The organism is Pseudomonas sp. PDM25 (assembly GCF_019219045.1).
Classification (GTDB): domain Bacteria; phylum Pseudomonadota; class Gammaproteobacteria; order Pseudomonadales; family Pseudomonadaceae; genus Aquipseudomonas.
On the sequence record NZ_JAHUWL010000009.1, the window covers coordinates 106,175 to 125,554 of the forward strand.

The 19,380-nt window shown below is 58.5% G+C and carries 23 protein-coding genes; 21 read left to right on the forward strand and 2 right to left on the reverse strand.

The window, feature by feature from the left end; genetic code table 11:
• Positions 1 to 18 precede the first annotated feature (18 nt).
• A complete protein-coding gene (locus KW848_RS18475) occupies positions 19 to 1,008 on the forward strand; it encodes a S49 family peptidase (protein WP_218537668.1) in 990 nt (329 codons plus the stop codon).
• 56 nt (positions 1,009 to 1,064) lie between these two features.
• On the opposite strand, the gene KW848_RS18480 is transcribed toward KW848_RS18475, so the two are convergent.
• A complete protein-coding gene (locus KW848_RS18480) occupies positions 1,065 to 1,643 on the reverse strand; it encodes a nucleoside triphosphate pyrophosphatase (RefSeq protein WP_218537669.1) in 579 nt (192 codons plus the stop codon).
• 106 nt (positions 1,644 to 1,749) lie between these two features.
• On the opposite strand from KW848_RS18480, the gene KW848_RS18485 reads away from it, so the two are divergent.
• From KW848_RS18485 to KW848_RS18565, 17 genes are all read left to right on the forward strand, one after another.
• Positions 1,750 to 2,277 (forward strand): YceD family protein, encoded by a 528-nt coding sequence (locus KW848_RS18485; RefSeq protein WP_218537670.1) that lies wholly within the window; start codon positions 1,750 to 1,752, stop codon positions 2,275 to 2,277.
• 13 nt (positions 2,278 to 2,290) lie between these two features.
• Positions 2,291 to 2,473: a 50S ribosomal protein L32 gene (gene rpmF, locus KW848_RS18490; RefSeq protein WP_008152339.1), complete on the forward strand. Its 183-nt coding sequence runs from the start codon at positions 2,291 to 2,293 to the stop codon at positions 2,471 to 2,473.
• 4 nt (positions 2,474 to 2,477) lie between these two features.
• On the forward strand, positions 2,478 to 3,488 hold the full coding sequence (plsX, locus tag KW848_RS18495; protein ID WP_081757410.1) for a phosphate acyltransferase PlsX: 1,011 nt from the start codon (positions 2,478 to 2,480) through the stop codon (positions 3,486 to 3,488).
• 124 nt (positions 3,489 to 3,612) lie between these two features.
• Positions 3,613 to 4,551, forward strand: coding sequence for an ACP S-malonyltransferase (fabD, locus tag KW848_RS18500; protein ID WP_008152335.1), 939 nt, complete (start codon positions 3,613 to 3,615; stop codon positions 4,549 to 4,551).
• A gap of 16 nt (positions 4,552 to 4,567) precedes the next feature.
• Positions 4,568 to 5,311, forward strand: coding sequence for a 3-oxoacyl-ACP reductase FabG (gene fabG / locus KW848_RS18505; protein WP_111451777.1), 744 nt, complete (start codon positions 4,568 to 4,570; stop codon positions 5,309 to 5,311).
• 191 nt (positions 5,312 to 5,502) lie between these two features.
• Entirely contained in the window at positions 5,503 to 5,739 is a 237-nt protein-coding gene (gene acpP / locus KW848_RS18510; RefSeq protein ID WP_003442511.1) for an acyl carrier protein, read from the forward strand.
• Between the two features lie 110 nt (positions 5,740 to 5,849).
• Entirely contained in the window at positions 5,850 to 7,094 is a 1,245-nt protein-coding gene (gene fabF, locus KW848_RS18515) for a beta-ketoacyl-ACP synthase II (protein ID WP_218537671.1), read from the forward strand.
• Positions 7,094 to 7,909, forward strand: a complete 816-nt coding sequence (gene pabC, locus KW848_RS18520; RefSeq protein ID WP_111451779.1) for an aminodeoxychorismate lyase — start codon at positions 7,094 to 7,096, stop codon at positions 7,907 to 7,909. The genes fabF and pabC overlap by 1 nt, the downstream gene beginning before the upstream one ends.
• A gap of 3 nt (positions 7,910 to 7,912) precedes the next feature.
• Positions 7,913 to 9,190, forward strand: a complete 1,278-nt coding sequence (gene mltG, locus KW848_RS18525) for an endolytic transglycosylase MltG (RefSeq protein WP_218537672.1) — start codon at positions 7,913 to 7,915, stop codon at positions 9,188 to 9,190.
• A 19-nt stretch (positions 9,191 to 9,209) separates the two neighbouring features.
• Positions 9,210 to 9,842: a dTMP kinase gene (gene tmk, locus KW848_RS18530; RefSeq protein ID WP_046049079.1), complete on the forward strand. Its 633-nt coding sequence runs from the start codon at positions 9,210 to 9,212 to the stop codon at positions 9,840 to 9,842.
• Positions 9,835 to 10,824 carry a DNA polymerase III subunit delta' gene (locus tag KW848_RS18535; RefSeq protein ID WP_218537673.1) on the forward strand — a complete coding sequence of 330 codons (990 nt, stop codon included), beginning with the start codon at positions 9,835 to 9,837 and terminating at the stop codon, positions 10,822 to 10,824. The genes tmk and KW848_RS18535 overlap by 8 nt, the downstream gene beginning before the upstream one ends.
• 42 nt (positions 10,825 to 10,866) lie before the next feature.
• A complete protein-coding gene (locus KW848_RS18540) occupies positions 10,867 to 11,223 on the forward strand; it encodes a PilZ domain-containing protein (RefSeq protein ID WP_008152321.1) in 357 nt (118 codons plus the stop codon).
• 14 nt (positions 11,224 to 11,237) lie between these two features.
• A complete protein-coding gene (locus KW848_RS18545) occupies positions 11,238 to 12,023 on the forward strand; it encodes a TatD family hydrolase (protein WP_218537674.1) in 786 nt (261 codons plus the stop codon).
• Positions 12,024 to 12,365: 342 nt separating this feature from the next.
• Entirely contained in the window at positions 12,366 to 13,004 is a 639-nt protein-coding gene (locus KW848_RS18550; RefSeq protein WP_008152317.1) for a TetR/AcrR family transcriptional regulator, read from the forward strand.
• 139 nt (positions 13,005 to 13,143) lie between these two features.
• Positions 13,144 to 14,112: a GTP 3',8-cyclase MoaA gene (locus KW848_RS18555; RefSeq protein ID WP_046049083.1), complete on the forward strand. Its 969-nt coding sequence runs from the start codon at positions 13,144 to 13,146 to the stop codon at positions 14,110 to 14,112.
• A 193-nt stretch (positions 14,113 to 14,305) separates the two neighbouring features.
• On the forward strand, positions 14,306 to 14,914 hold the full coding sequence (locus tag KW848_RS18560; RefSeq protein WP_218537675.1) for a DUF4823 domain-containing protein: 609 nt from the start codon (positions 14,306 to 14,308) through the stop codon (positions 14,912 to 14,914).
• 17 nt (positions 14,915 to 14,931) lie between these two features.
• Positions 14,932 to 15,492, forward strand: a complete 561-nt coding sequence (locus KW848_RS18565) for a DUF1285 domain-containing protein (RefSeq protein WP_218537676.1) — start codon at positions 14,932 to 14,934, stop codon at positions 15,490 to 15,492.
• 59 nt (positions 15,493 to 15,551) lie between these two features.
• Here KW848_RS18565 and KW848_RS18570 read toward each other — a convergent pair whose 3' ends face one another.
• Positions 15,552 to 16,424, reverse strand: a complete 873-nt coding sequence (locus tag KW848_RS18570) for a triacylglycerol lipase (RefSeq protein WP_218537677.1) — start codon at positions 16,422 to 16,424, stop codon at positions 15,552 to 15,554.
• Positions 16,425 to 16,635: 211 nt separating this feature from the next.
• On the opposite strand from KW848_RS18570, the gene KW848_RS18575 reads away from it, so the two are divergent.
• From KW848_RS18575 to KW848_RS18585, 3 genes are all read left to right on the forward strand, one after another.
• Positions 16,636 to 17,352 carry a FadR/GntR family transcriptional regulator gene (locus tag KW848_RS18575; RefSeq protein ID WP_008152308.1) on the forward strand — a complete coding sequence of 239 codons (717 nt, stop codon included), beginning with the start codon at positions 16,636 to 16,638 and terminating at the stop codon, positions 17,350 to 17,352.
• Positions 17,353 to 17,481: 129 nt separating this feature from the next.
• Positions 17,482 to 18,357, forward strand: coding sequence for an SMP-30/gluconolactonase/LRE family protein (locus tag KW848_RS18580; protein ID WP_218537678.1), 876 nt, complete (start codon positions 17,482 to 17,484; stop codon positions 18,355 to 18,357).
• A 198-nt stretch (positions 18,358 to 18,555) separates the two neighbouring features.
• Entirely contained in the window at positions 18,556 to 19,374 is an 819-nt protein-coding gene (locus KW848_RS18585; RefSeq protein ID WP_218537679.1) for an SDR family oxidoreductase, read from the forward strand.
• Positions 19,375 to 19,380: the final 6 nt, after the last annotated feature.

Here is a 19,380-nt window from a genome sequence, read left to right on the forward strand (position 1 = left end):
TTTGTTGGGGAAAATGTCATGACCGACGAATGGACAGCGCCCGCCAAGGCGAGCGCAGAGAGCGGTGACGAGAAAAGCTGGAAGCTGCTGGAAAAAACCTTGCTGGCCAGCGTGCAGGAGCAGCGCCGGTCCCGTCGCTGGGGGATATTCTTCAAGCTGTTGACCTTTGTGTACCTGTTTGGCTTGTTGATCCTGTTCTCGCCTTTGATGGACATGGAAAAAGCTGCCACCCTCAGTGGAAACTACACCGCGCTGATCGACGTAACCGGCATGATCGCCGACAAGGAACCTGCCAGCGCTGACAACATCGTCGGCAGCCTGCGTGCAGCGTTCGAGGACAAGAAGGTCAAGGGTGTCATCCTGCGAATCAACAGTCCGGGCGGCAGTCCGGTGCAGTCGGGCTACGTCTATGACGAGATCCGCCGTTTGCGCGGCCTGCATCCGGACACCAAGCTTTACGCGGTGATCTCGGATTTGGGTGCTTCCGGTGCTTACTACATCGCCAGTGCGGCGGATCAGATCTACGCCGACAAGGCGAGCCTGGTGGGTTCCATTGGTGTGACGGCGGCCGGTTATGGCTTTGTCGGAACCATGGAGAAGCTGGGTGTCGAGCGTCGCACTTACACCTCTGGCGAGCATAAATCGTTCCTCGATCCGTTCCAGCCGCAGAAGCCTGAAGAAACTCTGTTCTGGCAGGGCGTGCTCGATACCACTCATCAGCAGTTCATCGGCAGCGTCAAGAAAGGTCGTGGCGACCGCCTCAAGGACAAGGAGCATCCGGAGTTGTTCTCAGGGTTGGTCTGGTCGGGCGAACAGGCGCTGCCGCTGGGCCTGATCGATGGTCTGGGGAATGCCAGTTCGGTGGCGCGTGATGTGATCGGCGAGAAAGAGTTGGTGGATTTCACCGTTCAGGAATCGCCCTTCGACCGCTTCTCGAAAAAACTCGGTGCCAGCGTGGCTGAACATCTGGCGATGTGGATGGGCTTTCAGGGGCCTTCGTTGCGCTGATTTTCTGGCTGCATAAAAAAACCGGCTTTTGCCGGTTTTTTTAAGTCAAAAGATCTTTAAGGTATCTGCACGCCTTCGGCCAGTAACATGTCCACCAGGCGAATCAATGGCAGGCCGATCAGGCTTGTGGCGTCAGAGCCTTCGGTGCTTTGAAACAGGCTCACCCCCAAGCCTTCGGCTTTGAAGCTGCCAGCGCAGTCGTAGGGCTGTTCGGCGCGCAGGTAGCGTTCGATGCGTGCCTGATCGAGCGAGCGCATGTGTACGGTGAACGGCACACAGTCGACCTGGCATTCACCCGTCTGGCTGTTGAGCAGCGCCAGGCCGGTAAGGAAGGTCACACTGGCGCCGCTCGAAGCCAGCAATTGTTCGCGGGCTTTTTCGAAGGTGTGCGGTTTGCCGATAATCCGATCGCCAAGTACGGCGACCTGGTCGGAGCCGATGATCAGGTGAGCGGGGTGACTGCTGACCAGTGCGCGTGCTTTTTCCTCGGCGAGGCGCTTGACCAACTCGACGGCAGACTCGCCCGATCGGTGGCTTTCGTCGATATCCGGCGAGCTGCAGGTAAACGGCAGCTGCAAGCGGGCCAGCAATTCCCGGCGATAAACCGAGCTTGAAGCGAGTAATAAAGGCAGCATGCGCATCTCCAAAAGGCAGGGGCGAATTCTAGCGGAGGCTTGCAAGTGACGGACAGGGCTGAATTTCCTTTGACATGGCTGGGGGCATCCCTATAATGCTGCGCCTATGTTGAATGACCCGATTCCACCTCACGTTGACCCGCGCAAATTGGCTGATCGTGGCACCACCCTTCAAGGTGAAATGCTGCTGGCCGATTTGGAGAGACTCTGCGACCCGCTTTCCGACACTGTCGGTACGGTGCAGGCTAAATTCGTTTTTGAACGAGATGAACGTAAGTCTGTGGTAATCCACAGTTTTATCGACGCCGAAGTCAAAATGGTTTGCCAGCGTTGTCTTGAGCTGGTCACCCTGCCGATCCATAGCGAATGCAGTTATGCTGTGGTGAAGGAGGGTGCGAATACCCAGTCGTTGCCGAAAGGTTATGACGTGCTGGAACTGGGCGAAGATCCTTTGGATCTGCAGTCACTGATCGAGGAGGAGCTTCTGCTCGCCTTGCCCATTGTGCCTGCTCATCATCCGGAAGAATGCCAGCAGCCGGCGGGTCTCGATGAGCCCGAACCGAGCGAGGACGAGGTAACGCGGTCCAACCCGTTCAGTGTATTGGCGCAGTTAAAGCGTGACCCAAACGTTTAGGAGTTAATCAATTATGGCTGTTCAGCAGAACAAAAAATCCCGCTCTGCCCGTGACATGCGTCGTTCGCACGACGCCCTGACGGCAAGCACTCTGTCTGTAGAAAAAACCACCGGTGAAATTCACCTGCGTCACCACGTATCGCCAGAAGGCGTATACCGTGGCCGTAAAGTGATCGACAAGGGCGCTGACGAGTAATCACTTGTCTGCTCAAGTCATCGCGATTGACGCAATGGGCGGGGACTTCGGTCCCCGCAGCATTGTTCAGGCCAGCCTTGCTTGTCTGTCTGCTACGCCCTCGCTGCACCTGACCCTCGTCGGTCAACCCTCCCTTCTTGAAGAATTGCTCTCTGGCCAATCGGCTGTGGATCGCTCGCGCCTGTCGATCGCGCCGGCGTCCGAAGTCATCACCATGGACGAAAAACCTGCCCAGGCCCTGCGCGGCAAGCCCGACTCGTCGATGCGCGTGGCGCTGGAGTTGCTGCGAGACGGCAAGGTGCAGGCTTGTGTCAGTGCCGGCAATACCGGTGCGCTGATGGCGCTGTCGCGGTTTGTGCTCAAGACCTTGCCGGGCATTGATCGGCCGGCGATGGTGGCGGCGATTCCGACGCAGAAGGGTTATTGCCAGTTGCTCGACCTGGGTGCCAATGTCGATTGCAGCGCCGAGCATCTGTTGCAGTTCGCTGTGATGGGGTCGGTGGCAGCGGAAACCCTGGGCATCGTTCGTCCGCGAGTGGCGCTACTGAATATCGGCACCGAAGACATCAAGGGCAATCAGCAGGTCAAGCTGGCTGCAACATTGTTGCAAAGTGCTCGTGGTATCAACTACATCGGCTTTGTCGAGGGTGACGGTGTGTACCGTGGCGAGGCGGATGTGGTGGTCTGTGACGGTTTTGTCGGCAATATCCTGCTCAAATCCAGCGAAGGCCTGGCGACCATGATTGCCGCGCGCATCGAAGCCTTGTTCAAGAAAAACCTTGCGTCGAAAGTGGTCGGTGCTCTGGCATTGCCGCTGATGAAGCGCTTGCAGGCTGATTTGGCGCCTGCGCGGCATAACGGCGCAAGCTTCCTCGGGTTGCAGGGGATTGTGGTGAAAAGCCATGGTTCGGCGGGGGTTCAGGGCTTCCAGAGTGCGATTCAGCGTGCCTTGATCGAGATCCAGGAAAACCTGCCGGAACGTATTCACGGTCGCCTGGAGGATTTGTTGCTTTAGGCGTTTTCGTCGGACAATGCTTAAATGTGACCGCTCAGTTCAATTTGCCATCCAACTGTCAGTTTCTTGCGTCCCCAAGCGGGACGTCAATTCTCCGACGACAAGATCATTAGGGGCTTGTTACATGTCTGCTTCCCTCGCATTCGTCTTTCCGGGACAGGGTTCGCAGTCCCTCGGCATGCTGGCCGAGTTGGGCGCACAACATCCGGTTGTCCTCGAAACATTCAAAGAAGCTTCCGATGCTCTGGGTTACGACTTGTGGGCACTGACCCAGCAAGGGCCGGAAGAGCAACTCAATCAAACCGATAAAACCCAGCCGGCCATTCTGACCGCCTCGATTGCCTTGTGGCGTCTGTGGCTGGCTGAAGGCGGCGCGCGTCCGGCTTATGTTGCCGGTCACAGCCTGGGCGAATACAGCGCTCTGGTCGCTGCAGGCAGTCTGAGCCTGGGCGACGCGGTGAAGCTGGTTGAACGCCGTGGTCAGTTGATGCAGGAAGCCGTTCCGGCCGGGCAAGGTGGCATGGCTGCCATTCTCGGTCTGGACGATGCTGATGTGCTGGCAGCCTGTGCCGAAGCGGCTCAAGGCGAAGTGGTCAGTGCGGTCAACTTCAACTCCCCTGGCCAGGTGGTCATCGCCGGTGCCAAGGCAGCGGTCGAGCGTGCCATCGAAGGCTGCAAGGCTCGTGGTGCCAAGCGCGCCATGCCGTTGCCGGTCAGCGTGCCGTCCCATTGCGAGCTGATGCGTCCGGCAGCCGAGCGTTTCGCCGAGTCGATCGCAGCGATCGACTGGCAGGCGCCGCAGATTCCGGTGGTTCAGAACGTCAGCGCCACTGTGCCGGCCGATCTGGAAACCCTCAAGCGCGATCTGCTCGAGCAGCTTTACAAGCCTGTACGCTGGGTCGAATCGGTTCAGGCGCTGGCCGCCAAAGGTGCTACCCAGTTGGTCGAATGCGGCCCTGGCAAAGTGCTGGCTGGCCTGAACAAGCGTTGCGCCGAAGGCGTGTCAACATCCAATCTCAATACCCCCGACGCCTTCGCTGCCGCTCGCGCAGCGTTGGCCTGAATCAGGAGAAGCCTGCATGAGTCTGCAAGGTAAAGTTGCACTGGTCACTGGCGCGAGCCGCGGTATCGGCCAGGCTATCGCCCTGGAACTGGGTCGTCAGGGCGCCATCGTTATCGGCACCGCGACGTCTGCCTCGGGTGCCGAGCGCATTGCGGCAACCCTGGCGGAAAACGGGATTCAAGGCACTGGCCTGGAACTCAATGTCACCAGCGACGAATCCGTTGCGGCAGTACTGGCGAGCATTACATCGCAGTTCGGTGCGCCGGCGATCCTGGTCAACAATGCCGGTATCACCCGCGATAATCTGATGATGCGCATGAAAAATGACGAATGGCATGACGTCGTCGATACCAATCTGAACAGTCTGTTCCGCCTGTCCAAGGGTGTTTTGCGCGGTATGACCAAAGCCCGTTGGGGACGAATTATCAGTATTGGCTCTGTTGTGGGTGCCATGGGCAACGCAGGCCAAGTAAACTACGCAGCCGCCAAGGCCGGTCTGGAAGGTTTCAGCCGTTCACTGGCGCGTGAAGTCGGTTCGCGTTCGATTACGGTAAACTCGGTGGCCCCTGGGTTCATCGACACCGATATGACCCGCGAACTGCCCGAGGCACAGCGTGAAGCCTTGCAGACGCAGATTCCGCTGGGCCGTCTGGGACAAGCTCAAGAGATCGCGTCTGTGGTCGCTTTTCTTGCATCCGACGGTGCGGCTTACGTTACTGGGGCTACAATCCCGGTGAACGGCGGGATGTACATGAGTTAAATGTGACGGATCGCTTCAAAAAAATGTCATACGAGCTGTCTAAAATCCGTTATAAAGCTGCAATCTATTTATAGGCAGAGGGTCGTCGGGTTTGAGGAGTGAAGCTTTCAGTTGAAAAACTGAAAAGTCTTTCTATACACTTACCCACTGGCCAGCTGCCTGAATTTGTCCATTAGGAGTGAAAACAAGGTATGAGCACCATCGAAGAGCGCGTCAAGAAAATCGTTGCTGAGCAACTGGGCGTTAAAGAAGAAGAAGTGGTCAACACTGCTTCCTTCGTTGAAGACCTGGGTGCCGACTCCCTTGACACCGTTGAGCTGGTGATGGCTCTGGAAGAGGAATTCGAGACCGAAATCCCTGACGAAGAAGCTGAGAAGATCACTACTGTACAAGCTGCAATCGATTACGTTACTAACCACCAGGCTTAATAGCTTGTAATCGTTGCTTGCTGTCATGGAAAAACCGCACTGCCATCACGGCGTGCGGTTTTTTCCTTTAGGCCTGATGCAAAGTCGTCATTTGAAAAAAGGAGAGTGCTGTGTCGCGTAGACGCGTCGTAGTCACCGGTATGGGTATGTTGTCGCCACTGGGCACGGATGTGCCGAGCAGTTGGCAGGGCATTCTGGCTGGCCGCAGTGGCATTGGTCTGATCGAACACACCGACCTTTCTGCCTATTCCACCCGTTTTGGCGGCTCGGTAAAGGGCTTCAATGTCGAGGAATACCTGTCGGTCAAGGAAGCTCGCAAGCTCGACCTGTTCATTCAATACGGTCTGGCCGCAGGTTTTCAGGCAGTTCGTAACGCCGGTCTGGAAGTCACCGACACCAACCGTGAGCGCATCGGCGTGGCCATGGGTTCGGGTATTGGCGGACTGACCAATATCGAAGAAACCAGCCGCACGCTGCATGATTCCGGCCCACGACGGATTTCTCCGTTTTTCGTGCCTGGCTCGATCATCAATATGATTTCCGGTTTCCTGTCCATCCATCTGGGCGCACAGGGACCTAACTACGCCATCGCCACCGCGTGTACCACCGGTACGCACTGCATCGGCATGGCGGCACGCAACATCATGTACGACGAAGCCGACGTGATGATTGCCGGCGGCGCTGAAATGGCTGCTTGCGGTCTGGGCATGGGCGGCTTCGGTGCCTCGCGCGCGCTGTCGACCCGCAACGACGAACCGACCCGCGCCAGCCGTCCATGGGACAAGGGCCGTGATGGCTTCGTACTGTCCGACGGTGCCGGCGCTCTGGTTCTGGAAGAACTGGAACACGCCAAGGCCCGTGGCGCGACGATCTACGCCGAGCTGATCGGCTTTGGTACCAGTGGCGATGCCTACCACATGACTTCGCCTCCGGCCGATGGCGCGGGTGCTGCACGTTGCATCACCAATGCGCTGCGCGATGCCAAGATCAATGGCGATCAGGTTCAGTACATCAACGCCCACGGCACCTCGACGTCGGCCGGCGACCTTGCGGAAGCCCGTGCGATCAAGTCGGTATTTGGCGATCACGCTTACAAACTGGCGGTCAGTTCGACCAAGTCCATGACCGGTCACCTGCTGGGTGCTGCGGGCGCGGTCGAGGCGATCTTCAGTGTGCTGTCGATCAACAGCCAGGTAGCGCCGCCGACCATCAACCTTGATGAGCCGGACGAAGGTTGCGACCTCGATTTCGTACCGCATACCGCGCGCAATATGGATATCGATGTGGTGCTGTCCAACTCCTTCGGGTTTGGCGGTACCAACGGCTCGCTGGTATTCCGCCGGTTCGCTGACTGATGGACAGCTGGGTCGACGGTCAACCGGCTGACGCTTTGTCGCTGAAGGATCGCGGCCTGGCTTACGGTGATGGTCTGTTCGAGACCATCGCTGTACACAACGGCAGTCCAGTGCTGCTGGATCGGCATATGGTGCGTTTGGTCAAGGGTTGCCAGCGCTTGGCAATTAATCTCGATCATGCGGCTGTCTGCACAGAGTTACTGACCTATGCCCAAGCGTTGGGCGAAGGTGTGCTCAAGCTCATCGTCACGCGTGGCGAAAGCGCGCGCGGCTATGCGCCCGATCCTTCGGCTCAGGCACGCCGCATCATGCTGGGCAACCCTCCTGCGGTTTATCCTGCTGCCAATGCGGAGCAGGGCGTTCGCCTGTTCCCCTGTGCGACGCGGCTTTCCAGGCAGCCTCTGCTCGCCGGACTCAAACATCTGAACCGTCTTGAGCAGGTTATCGCCCGCTCCGAATGGCAAGACACCGATCATGCCGAAGGCTTGATGCTCGATCAGGCCGGGCGCGTCATTGAAGGCGTGTTCAGCAATCTGTTCCTGATCCGCGATGGCGTGCTGATCACGGCTGATTTGAAGCGCTGCGGCGTGGCCGGCGTGATGCGTGCCGAATTATTGTTTCAAGCCGAGTCATTGGGGATCCCCACGCAAATCACCGATATCACCCTCGATCAGCTGCAATGGGCTGATGAAGTCTTTGTCTGCAACAGCGTGTATGGCATTTGGCCGGTGCGCGCCTATGCCGCACTGAGCTGGCCGGTTGGTCCGCTCACCCGTAAACTCCAAACCATTGCCCGCGCGCTACTGGATGCTTGATACGTGAGACGTAAATTCTTGCTGCTGCTGGAAACCGGATTGGTTCTGGCAGGGCTGTGTCTGGGCGCTTCTGCCTGGAAAATCCATTCGGCGCTGGAACAGCCGCTGAACATCACCCAGGAAGAGCTGCTGGATGTGCCCAAAGGCACGACACCGACCCGCACCTTCTATCGACTCGAAGCCGATGGCGTCATCAAGGACGCTTTCTGGCTGCGGGTGTATTGGCGCTTCAATCTCGCCAAGCAACCGTTGCACAAGGGCGAGTACCGCATGCAGCCCGGCATGACCGTCGAAGGCTTGATTGACCTGTGGAAACGCGGGGAAATGGTTCAGTACAGCCTGACTCTGGTCGAGGGCTGGAATTTCCATCAGGTCCGCGCTGCTCTGGCCAAGGATGAAAAACTCGAAAAGACCCTCGATGGTTTGAGTGATAGCGAGGTGATGGACAAACTCGGTCACAGCGGGATTTTTCCGGAAGGGCGATTCTTCCCTGACACCTACCGCTTCGTGCGCGGCATGACCGATGTCGAGCTGCTGAAAAAAGCCTACGACCGTCTTGATGAAGTCCTCGCCAAGGAGTGGAGCCAGCGCGCCGCTGACGTGCCTTACACCGAACCCTATCAGGCGCTGATCATGGCCTCGCTGGTGGAGAAGGAAACCGGTGTGCCGCAGGAGCGCGGGCAAATCGCTGGCGTGTTTGTACGGCGTATGGAAATGGGCATGTTGTTGCAGACTGATCCGACCGTGATCTACGGCCTCGGTGATCGTTACAACGGCAAATTGACTCGCGCCCACCTCAAGGAACCGACGCCGTACAACACCTACGTGATTTCGGGACTACCGCCGACCCCGATCGCCATGGTCGGCCGCGAAGCGATTCATGCAGCGCTGAACCCGGTGGCGGGCAATAGCCTCTATTTCGTTGCGCGTGGTGATGGCAGCCACGTGTTCTCCGATGATCTGGACGCGCACAATAACGCTGTGCGTGAGTTCCAGATCAAGCGCCGTGCCGACTATCGCTCCAGTCCGGCGCCAACCACTGCGCCAGAGGCGGCGGATGAGCAGGCACCGATTCCGGCGGCTTCGCCCGACACAGTCCTCGAGGCTGTGCCGCAAGTGCCGTCGCAAGAGACTGCTAAGACGGCGCCACCAGAGCCGCAAGCGCCGCAAGCGCCGCAAGCGCCTGACCCGTCGCCATCTCCGGAGCCGGCGCAAGCACCCGCTCAAGAACCCGCAGCCGCGCCCGAACCGAATGCAGCCGCGCCGCAAAGCCCGCAATGACTCTGACTAAGGACTGCCTGTGACTGGCTTGTTTATTACCCTGGAAGGCCCGGAAGGGGCCGGCAAGAGCACCAATCGCGAATACCTGGCCGAGCGCCTGCGCGCCGCGGGTATCGAGGTCGTGCTGACTCGCGAACCAGGCGGCACGCCGTTGGCCGAGCGGATCCGCGAAGTGTTGCTGGCGCCGGTTGACGAAGTCATGAACCCCGACACCGAGTTGCTGTTGGTGTTCGCCGCGCGAGCCCAGCATCTGGCCGAGGTGATTCGTCCGGCACTGGCCCGCGGTGCGGTGGTCCTGTGTGATCGCTTTACCGATTCGACCTATGCCTATCAGGGGGGCGGTCGCGGCCTGTCGCTGGAGCGCATCGCGACGCTGGAAGCCTTCGTCCAGGGCGATCTGCGTCCGGACCTGACGTTGATTTTCGATCTGCCGGTGGAAGTGGGCCTGGCCCGCGCCAGTGCTCGCGGTCGTCTGGATCGCTTCGAACTCGAAGGCCGAACCTTTTTTGATGCGGTGCGCAGTGCTTTCCTCAAACGTGCTGAAGCGGATCCTGCGCGTTATGTCCTGGTCGATGCCGCCCAGCCGTTGGCGCAGGTTCAGCAGGCACTGGATGCCTTGCTGCCGCGTCTGCTGGAGTTGACCCGTGGCTGAAGCCTATCCGTGGCAGGACAGTCTCTGGCAGCATTTGGCCGGTCGCAAACAACATGCCCACGCCTATCTGCTCCATGGCCCGGCCGGGATCGGCAAGCGTGCACTGGCTGAGCGCTTGATGGCCAGTTTGTTGTGTCAGCGGCCGAGCGCCGCCCACGATGCTTGCGGCGAATGCAAATCCTGCTTGTTGCTCAAGGCGGGCAGTCACCCCGACAACTACATTCTGGAACCGGAAGAAGCCGATAAGGCGATCAAGGTCGATCAGGTTCGTGATCTGGTCAGCTTCGTGGTTCAGACTGCGCAGATGGGCGGTCGCAAAGTGGTGCTGATCGAGCCGGCCGAGTCGATGAACATCAACGCCGCCAACGCTTTGCTCAAAAGCCTTGAAGAACCGTCCGGTGATACGGTGTTGCTGCTGGTCAGTCACCAGACCAGTCGTTTGCTGCCGACGATCAAGAGCCGCTGCCAGCAGCAGGCCTGTCCGCTGCCGAGCGAAGCCATGAGTCTTGCATGGCTGGCGAAAGCTTTGCCGGATTGCTCGGAAGAAGAGCGCATCGAGTTGCTGACCCTGGCCGCCGGTTCGCCACTGGCCGCCGTCAACTTGCAGACCCAGGGCGTGCGCGAGCAGCGGGCGCTGGTGGTCGATGGCGTGAAAAAGTTGCTCAAGCAACAACAGTCGCCGACGCAACTGGCCGAAGGCTGGAATGCGATTCCGCTGTTGCTTCTGTTCGACTGGTTCTGCGACTGGTCGAGCCTGATCCTGCGCTATCAGCTGACTCAGGATGAAGAAGGGCTGGGATTGGCGGACATGCGCAAGGTGATTCAGTACCTGGCGCAGAAAGCCGGCCAGGACAAAGTCCTGAATATTCAGGACTGGATTCTCGCCCAGCGCCAGAAAGTGATGAGCAAAGCCAACCTCAATCGGGTGTTGTTGCTGGAGGCGCTGTTGGTGCAATGGGTGGGTTTGCCTACCCAGAAGTGACCGACTGTGCCTAGACTCTGAGCATCTGCAACGGAGGTCAGCATGAATGAACTCGTCAATCCGGGGCCGCGCAACGGCATTTTGTCCCTGACGATCAAGGACAAGTCCGTGCTTTACGCGGCCTACATGCCGTTCATCAAGAACGGTGGCCTGTTTATCCCGACCAACAAGAGTTACAAGTTGGGCGATGAGGTATTCATGCTGTTGCACCTGATGGACGAGCCGGAGAAGATTCCGGTCGCCGGCAAGGTCACCTGGATCACCCCCAAAGGTGCGCAGGGCAACCGGGCCGCCGGCGTCGGCGTACAATTCAACGAAGGCGACAATACCGCGCGCAGTCGAATCGAAACCCATCTGGCCGGAGCCCTGAAGTCCGACCGTCCCACTCATACGATGTAAGTTGCAGCCCTTTTATGCTCGTAGATTCCCATTGCCACCTTGATCGCCTCGACCTCGCCGCCCACGACGGCTCCCTGGATGCCGCACTGGATGCGGCCCGTCTGCGCGGGGTAGGGCACTTTCTGTGTATCGGCGTCAGCGTCGAGAATGCCGCCGACGTCAAAGCCCTGGCCGAACGTTACGACGACGTCGATTGTTCGGTTGGCGTGCATCCGCTGGACGTGCAACCGGGCTCTGCGCCAGCACTGGATTGGCTGTTGCGCGAGCTCAACCACCCGCGTGTGGTCGCGATCGGTGAAACGGGCCTGGATTATTACTACGAGCCGGAAGCGGCAGAGTTGCAGCAGGAGTCGTTTCGCCTGCATCTGCAAGCGGCACAGCAGACGGGCAAACCGGTGATCATCCACACCCGTGGTGCCCGCGCCGATACGTTGAACCTCCTGCGTGAAGCCGCGCTGCCCCAGGCGGGCGTGCTGCATTGTTTCACCGAGGACTGGGACATGGCCAAAGCGGCGCTGGACATGGGGTATTACATTTCCTTGTCCGGGATTGTCACTTTCCGCAATGCCGATGCTCTGCGTGACGTGGCCAGTAAAGTGCCGGCGGACCGATTGCTGGTGGAAACCGACTCGCCTTACCTGGCGCCGATCCCTCATCGCGGCAAGCCGAACCTGCCGCAGTACGTGCGCGACGTAGCGGAATTTCTGGCAATGTTGCGAGGTGAGCCCTACGAGCGGTTTGCCGAGCAAACCACCGAGAACTTCAAGCGCCTGTTTCCGTTGGCGCATGTGAAAGGCTAAATCGCAGGCAAAAAAAACCCGGGTTCTGGGGGGTGAATCCGGGTTAAGACCATTAGGAGTAAAACAAAGGCACGCGGTCCGTTGGTACCTATATCGGCGCAACACTTGGGGGAGATGTCCCGCCGACAGTTGAAGTATTGATCAGTATTGCGCCGAGTCCAGTTTGCCGGCGCCGGTTTTTAAACAAATTTGGAATACGGGCGCTTCGGTTGAGTTCTCATTCATCTGCGAGGCTGCCGGAATTCATCAAGAAACACATATATGGTCGGATGATCCGTGCATTTTTGCGCAAGTTAGGCATAATACGCGGCTTCGAATTTTGACCCCTACAGACCTTTTCTTATGCATAAAGAACCTCGTAAGGTCCGTGAGTTTCGTCGCCGCGAGCAAGAAATTCTCGATACCGCGCTCAAGCTGTTCCTCGATCAAGGTGAAGACAGTGTCACCGTCGAGATGATTGCTGATGCCGTCGGTATCGGCAAAGGCACGATCTACAAGCACTTCAAATCCAAGGCCGAGATCTATCTGCGCCTGATGCTCGATTACGAGCGCGATTTGAACGAGCTGTTGCATTCGGCCGATGTCGACAAGGACAAGGAAGCCCTGTCCCGGGCCTACTTCGAATTCCGCATGCGCGACCCTCAACGCTATCGGTTGTTCGATCGCCTGGAAGAAAAGGTGGTCAAGGGCAATCAGGTGCCGGAGATGGTCGAGGAGCTGCACAAGATTCGTGCCTCGAACTTCGAACGTCTGACCCTGCTGATCAAGGGCCGGATCAGCGAAGGCAAACTCGAAGACGTTCCGCCTTACTTCCATTACTGCGCATCCTGGGCGCTGGTGCACGGCGCCGTGGCGCTGTATCACTCGCCGTTCTGGAGCAATGTGCTGGAAGATCAGGAAGGTTTCTTCCAGTTCCTGATGGACATCGGCGTGCGCATGGGCAACAAACGCAAACGCGATACCGACACCCCGAGCAGCTGAACCATTCAGTTGCCTTATTGCGCCATGATTTCGCTACGTGGTGCAGTACCGCAGGAATATACTCAGGCATAGGACTTGCTAAAACTTGATTTGTGAGTCAAGTTTTAGTGGTCCGAATATTCTTCCGCCGGAGTAGTCCATGATCGTTGACCGTCAAGGCAGGCGTTTTCGCAATTTGCGAATCAGTCTGACTTCAGCCTGCAATTACGCTTGTACCTACTGCGTGCCCAACGGCAAGCGATTGGTCGCTGCGCAGGATGAATTGTCGGCCGAGGCCATGGCGCGTGGCGTGGCCTATCTGATCGAAGCCGCCGGCATTGAGCGTTTGCGCATCACCGGCGGCGAGCCGCTGGTCAGCCCCAAACTCGAAACCTTCATGACCGCTGTCGGGCAGATGGGCCTGGCGGACATCAGCCTGACCACCAACGGTCAGCTGCTGGCGAAAAAGCTGCCACTGCTGGTGGATGCCGGCATTCGTCGCATCAACGTTTCCCTCGATACCCTGGATGCCAGCGCTTTTCGCAGCATTGCCCGTGGCGGCGATCTGGCGACTGTGCTCGACGGTATGGATCAGGCCAGCGCCGCCGGCCTGAAGATCAAGGTCAATATGGTGCCGCTGCGTGGGCAGAACCTCGATCAAGTGATGCCGCTACTCGATTACTGTCTGGAGCGCGGCTATGAGCTTCGCTTCATCGAGTTGATGCGCATGGGCCATCTGGCCAGCGACTCGAATGCTTTCCTGCAGCAGTTTGTCAGCCTTCAGCAGTTGCTCAGCCTGATCGGCGAGCGCTACGAATACCTTCAGGCCGATGCGCCAGTAGACGCCACCGCCGTGCGTTACCAGATTCCGGGTCAGGGCTACTTCGGCGTTATCGCCAACGAAAGCGTTCCTTTCTGCCGCACCTGTTCGCGGCTGCGTCTGTCCTCCACGGGCTGGTTGCATGGCTGCCTGTCGTCGAGCAACCGCCACTATGTCGGCGACCTGCTGGACAAGCCCCGTCATCAAGCGTTGCCTGCCTTGCAGAGACTCTTGGTGAAAGCCTTGGGTGATAAGCAGGAAGTGGCATTTTCCGGTGGCGCGACCATCATGAAAATCATTGGCGGCTGATCGGGCCTCATCGCGGGCAAGCCTTGCTCCTACGGGTTGGGTGGCGACCACCATTTTGTGAGCGATACAAAACCGTAGGAGCAAGGCTTGCCCGCGATTGCATTCCATCAGGTGACGATGAGTATGAGCTGGCGCGGAAGCTGCATCCCATGGCCATTCGCCGGTTTTCCGTCACCGGCCTCTGGAGGGTAGGATGCGTAGCCTGGTTTTGCTGCTGGCCGTTTTGGCGCTTGGTGGCTGCATGAATGTCAGCGATCTGGCTGAAGGGACTCGCTACCACATGAGCGACGCGGGGCTGCTCGACCATAGCGACAGCCGCCGTGTGAACAACCTGCGCATCCAGCCGGATTCATTCGTCTATATCGCCCAGGGCGCTTTTGTGCCGCCAGGCAGTACTGTCTACCCACGACCTAACGTGATTGCCGAAGTCGCCTTCGATGGCTTTGTCGAATACTTCTCCATGGTCCGCCGCGCCCGTGCCCCGGAAGGTCTTGATCAAGCCATGGGCGAAGCTCGTGCCGCCGGTGCCCATTACCTGCTCTATACCCGGTTCGCCAAGTCTGATGACCGTATCGGCAACTCGGACGAGTGGCTTGATCAGGAAGCCCTGGATCGCCTCGGTATCGATGGCGGCGTGATTCAGATCATGTTGATCGAGACCAGCACCCAGTATTTGATTGATACTGCACGTATCAAGGGTCGTGGCGGTTTACTGACGTTCCACGACAAAAAGCCAGAAGACCTGATGGGCCCGCCGCTGGAACAATACGCGCGCAGCCTGCTGGGGCTCAGCGACCAGTAATTCAAAAGGAGAACGCCATGAGTGGCCCGCAAAAAGCCAACGACCTGTTGGGGCAAATCCCCAAAACCAAAGGCTTGCCGCCGGTCCACCTGTGGAACCCCGATTTCTGCGGCGACATCGACATGCGTATCGCCCGCGACGGCACCTGGTATTACCTGGGCACGCCGATCGGGCGCAAGCCGATGGTCAAGCTGTTCTCTACCATCATCCGCCGCGATGGTGACGATTACTTCCTCATCACCCCGGTCGAGAAGGTTGGCATCAAGGTCGACGATGCGCCCTTCGTGGCGATTGCCGTGGATGTCGAAGGCGAGGGTGAAAACCAGGTCCTGCGCTTTACCACCAATGTTGACGAGACCGCCGAGGCCGGCTCCGAACACCCCATGCGCGTGGTGATCGACCCGGTCACGCAAGAACCTGCGCCCTACGTGCATGTGCGCACCAACCTTGAAGCCCTGATCCACCGCAACGTGTTCTACCAACTGGTGGAGCTGGCCGTCACCCGCGAGATCGACGGGCAGCGCTGGTTAGGTGTGTGGAGCGCTGGCGAGTTCTTTCCCATCGGGCTTGAGCCGTAATTCGCCGGGTTGTTGTGTTCTGGAAAATGGCCCGCTATTCGAGCGGGCCATTTTTTTGCCTACAAACCTTTGTCCTTAAGCCGAGCCGCATGTTCAAGATAGAGGCGGACCGGGCTTACGTTCCAACTCGTGATCCCGGCCATTTGATTGACTGCGTCGAAATGGTCCATCGGATAATCCGAACGAATGACTTTGCCCAGGTGCGAGCTGTACTGTCCGACGAGCCCATCGTTGGCGTGTTTCTCTTTATAAAATAACTTCGACAGCACGATACAGTTCAAGTGGGACGGATCGAGCGGTTGCAGGCTTTGAAATTTTTGTACGATCCCGCTCCAGGAGTAGTAGTACACGCCGTTTTCAATTTCGTTACCTTCCCCACCCCATTGTTTCGGTAATCCTTGCGGGTACTTGCGATTGAAAGCAGCCAACCCCGCGCTAGTCAGGGACTCGAAGGCCGCTTGAGGGTCCTGAGGGTTTTCCGGATGGTCGCTGATCAGCGAAATGAAGGTGCCGACTGCTTTGAACAGGGCGAGTACGAGCGCTTCGGGCAGCTCACCAGGCGTCAGCGCCTTATGCAACTGGTCGGCAATTTCGGAGCCGTGATTGGGGCAACTGACAGAAGTGACTGATGCGACCTTTTCCGGGTGTAGCGCCGCTACGTAACGTGCCGCCAATGGGCCTTGGCTATGGCCGATCAGATTGACCTTGGCAGCTCCCGTTTCCCGCAATAGGCGATTGACGTGTTCGAGCAGTTTTTTACCGCGCTCCTCGTTTCCGTTAACGGCTGGAATGTTGACGGAAAACACCGTGGCCCCGGCATGTTCCAGAGCTTCCTTGATCTCGAAGAAGTAGGGATAACCGGCAATTTTATCGAAGCCAAAAAGACCGTGGACCAAAACAATCGGGTATTGCGTAGACGCATCCATGTTCATGCTTATACCTGTCGATAGCGGACTTGAGTGGAACAGATGCTATTGACTGCTTGATCTGTCGCGGCTAACCGTAGGTCACAATGTGGGTTCGTTCAAATTGTTCGTCTGAATGCAATCAGATCGAAAAATTCAAATTGACACTCAATCGTATGATGATTAGCGTGGACACCCATCGCGAACGGCTTTGTGCCGCCCCTGAATCGAGGTGTCCATGTCCAGCAGTTTTCATGCGTCGACGGTCGATTGGCTGGGTTGCTGGATCGCCACGGGGCAGGTCAAGCCAGGTGAGACGCTCAAGGTCGAAGCCGACCTGGGCGAGCAGCTCGGTGTCAGCCGCACGGTTATCCGCGAGGCCATCAAAACCCTGGTCGCCAAGGGCATGCTCGAGGTCGGGCCCAAGGTCGGCACGCGGGTGCTGCCGGTGCGCCGGTGGAACCTTTTCGATCCGCAAGTCGTCGGCTGGCTGTCGCGCAGCGGCTTGCCGGAAAACTTCGTCGACGACTTGCTCGACCTGCGCCGCACCATCGAACCCATGGCCGTACGCTGGGCTTGCGAGCGCGCTACCGTCGAGCAGGTTCACGCCATCCTTCAGGCTTACAACGCATTGGAGCGGGCAGTGGACAGCGGCATCGATTACAACCGTGCCGACCAGTTCTTCCACGAGTGCATCCTCGCTGCCAGCCACAATCAATTCATCGAACAAATGGTCCCGGCCCTCGGCGCGCTGCTGGCGGTGTCGTTCGAAGTGTCCGCCGCCGACCCGGACGAACTGCGCCGTACGCTGCCGATTCACAAAGACATGGCTGAGGCCATCGCCGCCCGGGATGCCGCGCGGGGAGTGTGGGCCTGCATGACCCTGATCGATAACGCCGACCTGGCCATCAAGCGCTTTTACCCGCAAGTCATGGCTGACAAGAAGGCCAGCTGACAATACAAAACCCTGTGGGAGCGGGCTTGCTCGCGAAGCGGTGTGTCAGGTAACCGTGATGTTGAATGTACCGACACCTTCGCGAGCAAGCCCGCTCCCACATAAAAAAAGAACAACGCAGGAGGTTTCATGGAGTGGACTGCGGTTACCGAACACCGGGCACGACTGGGCGAAGGCCCGTTCTGGGACGCGCCGACCCAGGCGCTGTACTGGGTTGATATCGCCGGTCAGCAGGCGCTGCGGCTGATTGGCGCCAACGTGCAGATCTGGCAAATGCCCGAGCACGTGTCTGCCTTCATCCCTTGCGAAAGCGGTGATGCGCTGGTGACGTTGAACAGCGGCGTGTATCGACTCGATCTGGATTCTCCCGGCCTGGAACCACGATTGACCTTGCTCTGCGTCGCCGATCCGCAACCCGGCAATCGCGCCAATGAAGCCCGCTGCGATGCTCAGGGCCGTCTCTGGCTCGGCACCATGCAGAACAATATCGGCGAGCAGGGCGAAGACGTGCCCATTGTCCGGCGTTCCGGTGGCCTGTTTCGTATCGATCGCGATGCTCGGGTCACGCCGTTGCTTCGCGGGTTGGGCATCCCGAACACGTTGTTGTGGAGCGACGACGCGACCACCGTGTATTTCGCCGATAGCCTCGACAACACGCTCTACCAGTACTTCATTCGCACTGATGGCAGTCTAGACCCGGCCCACATCTGGTTCGGGCCGCATGAGCGCGGCGAGCCGGATGGCTCGGCGATGGATGCCGAAGGTTATATCTGGAACGCCCGTTGGGACGGCAGTTGCTTGCTCAGGCTGACTCCGGACGGGCAGGTTGATCGCGTGATCGAGCTGCCTATCAGCCGCCCCACCAGTTGCGTATTCGGCGGTGAAGACCTCAAAACCCTGTACATCACCAGCGCCGCGAGCCCGCTCAACCATGCGTTGGACGGCGCGTTGCTGTCGATTCGAGTCGATGTGCCCGGAAAAACCTGTACGCGGTTCGCGGGTTAAATCCCAAAATATGGGATGCAAAATTATATATTGAGATTATTTGGCAGTCGGGTTTATAGTCGGCTCCATCAGTTACACGCACTCACACTTAAAAAAACAAAACAGGTGAAGTGATGCAGCGATTTTCCAAAAAGCCTTTTGACCGGACATCGACAGATGCCCGGTTTTTGTCGTGCCTTCGAAAAGGAGTCTTGATCCATGGCTGAACCTCTTTCCTTGCCACCGGTGCCCGAGCCGCCGAAGGGTGAGCGCCTGAAAAACAAGGTCGTGCTGCTGACCGGTGCGGCTCAGGGTATCGGCGAGGCAATTGTCGCGACTTTCGCTTCCCAGCAGGCCAAGCTGATCATCAGCGATATCCAGGGTGAGAAAGTCGAAAAAGTCGCGGCCCACTGGCGGGACAAAGGCTTCGACGTTCAGGCAGTCAAGGCTGACGTTTCCAACCAGCAAGACCTGCACGCCATGGCCAGACTGGCGATCGAGCTTCACGGTCGCATCGATGTGCTGGTCAACTGCGCTGGGGTCAACGTGTTCCGCGATCCGCTGGAAATGACCGAGGAAGACTGGCGTCGTTGCTTCGCCATCGACCTGGACGGCGCCTGGTATGGCTGCAAAGCGGTGTTGCCGCAGATGATCGAGCAGGGCATCGGCAGCATCATCAACATTGCCTCGACCCATTCCACGCACATCATTCCCGGCTGCTTCCCGTACCCGGTGGCCAAACACGGTTTGCTCGGCCTGACCCGCGCCCTGGGCATCGAATATGCGCCGAAGGGCATTCGCGTCAACGCCATCGCGCCGGGCTATATCGAAACCCAACTGAACGTCGATTACTGGAACGGTTTTGCCGACCCGCATGCCGAGCGTCAGCGCGCTTTCGATCTGCACCCGCCACGTCGCATCGGGCAGCCGATCGAAGTCGCCATGACCGCTGTTTTCCTGGCCAGTGATGAAGCGCCGTTTATCAATGCCTCGTGCATCACCATCGATGGCGGTCGCTCGGTCATGTACCACGACTGAGTCAAT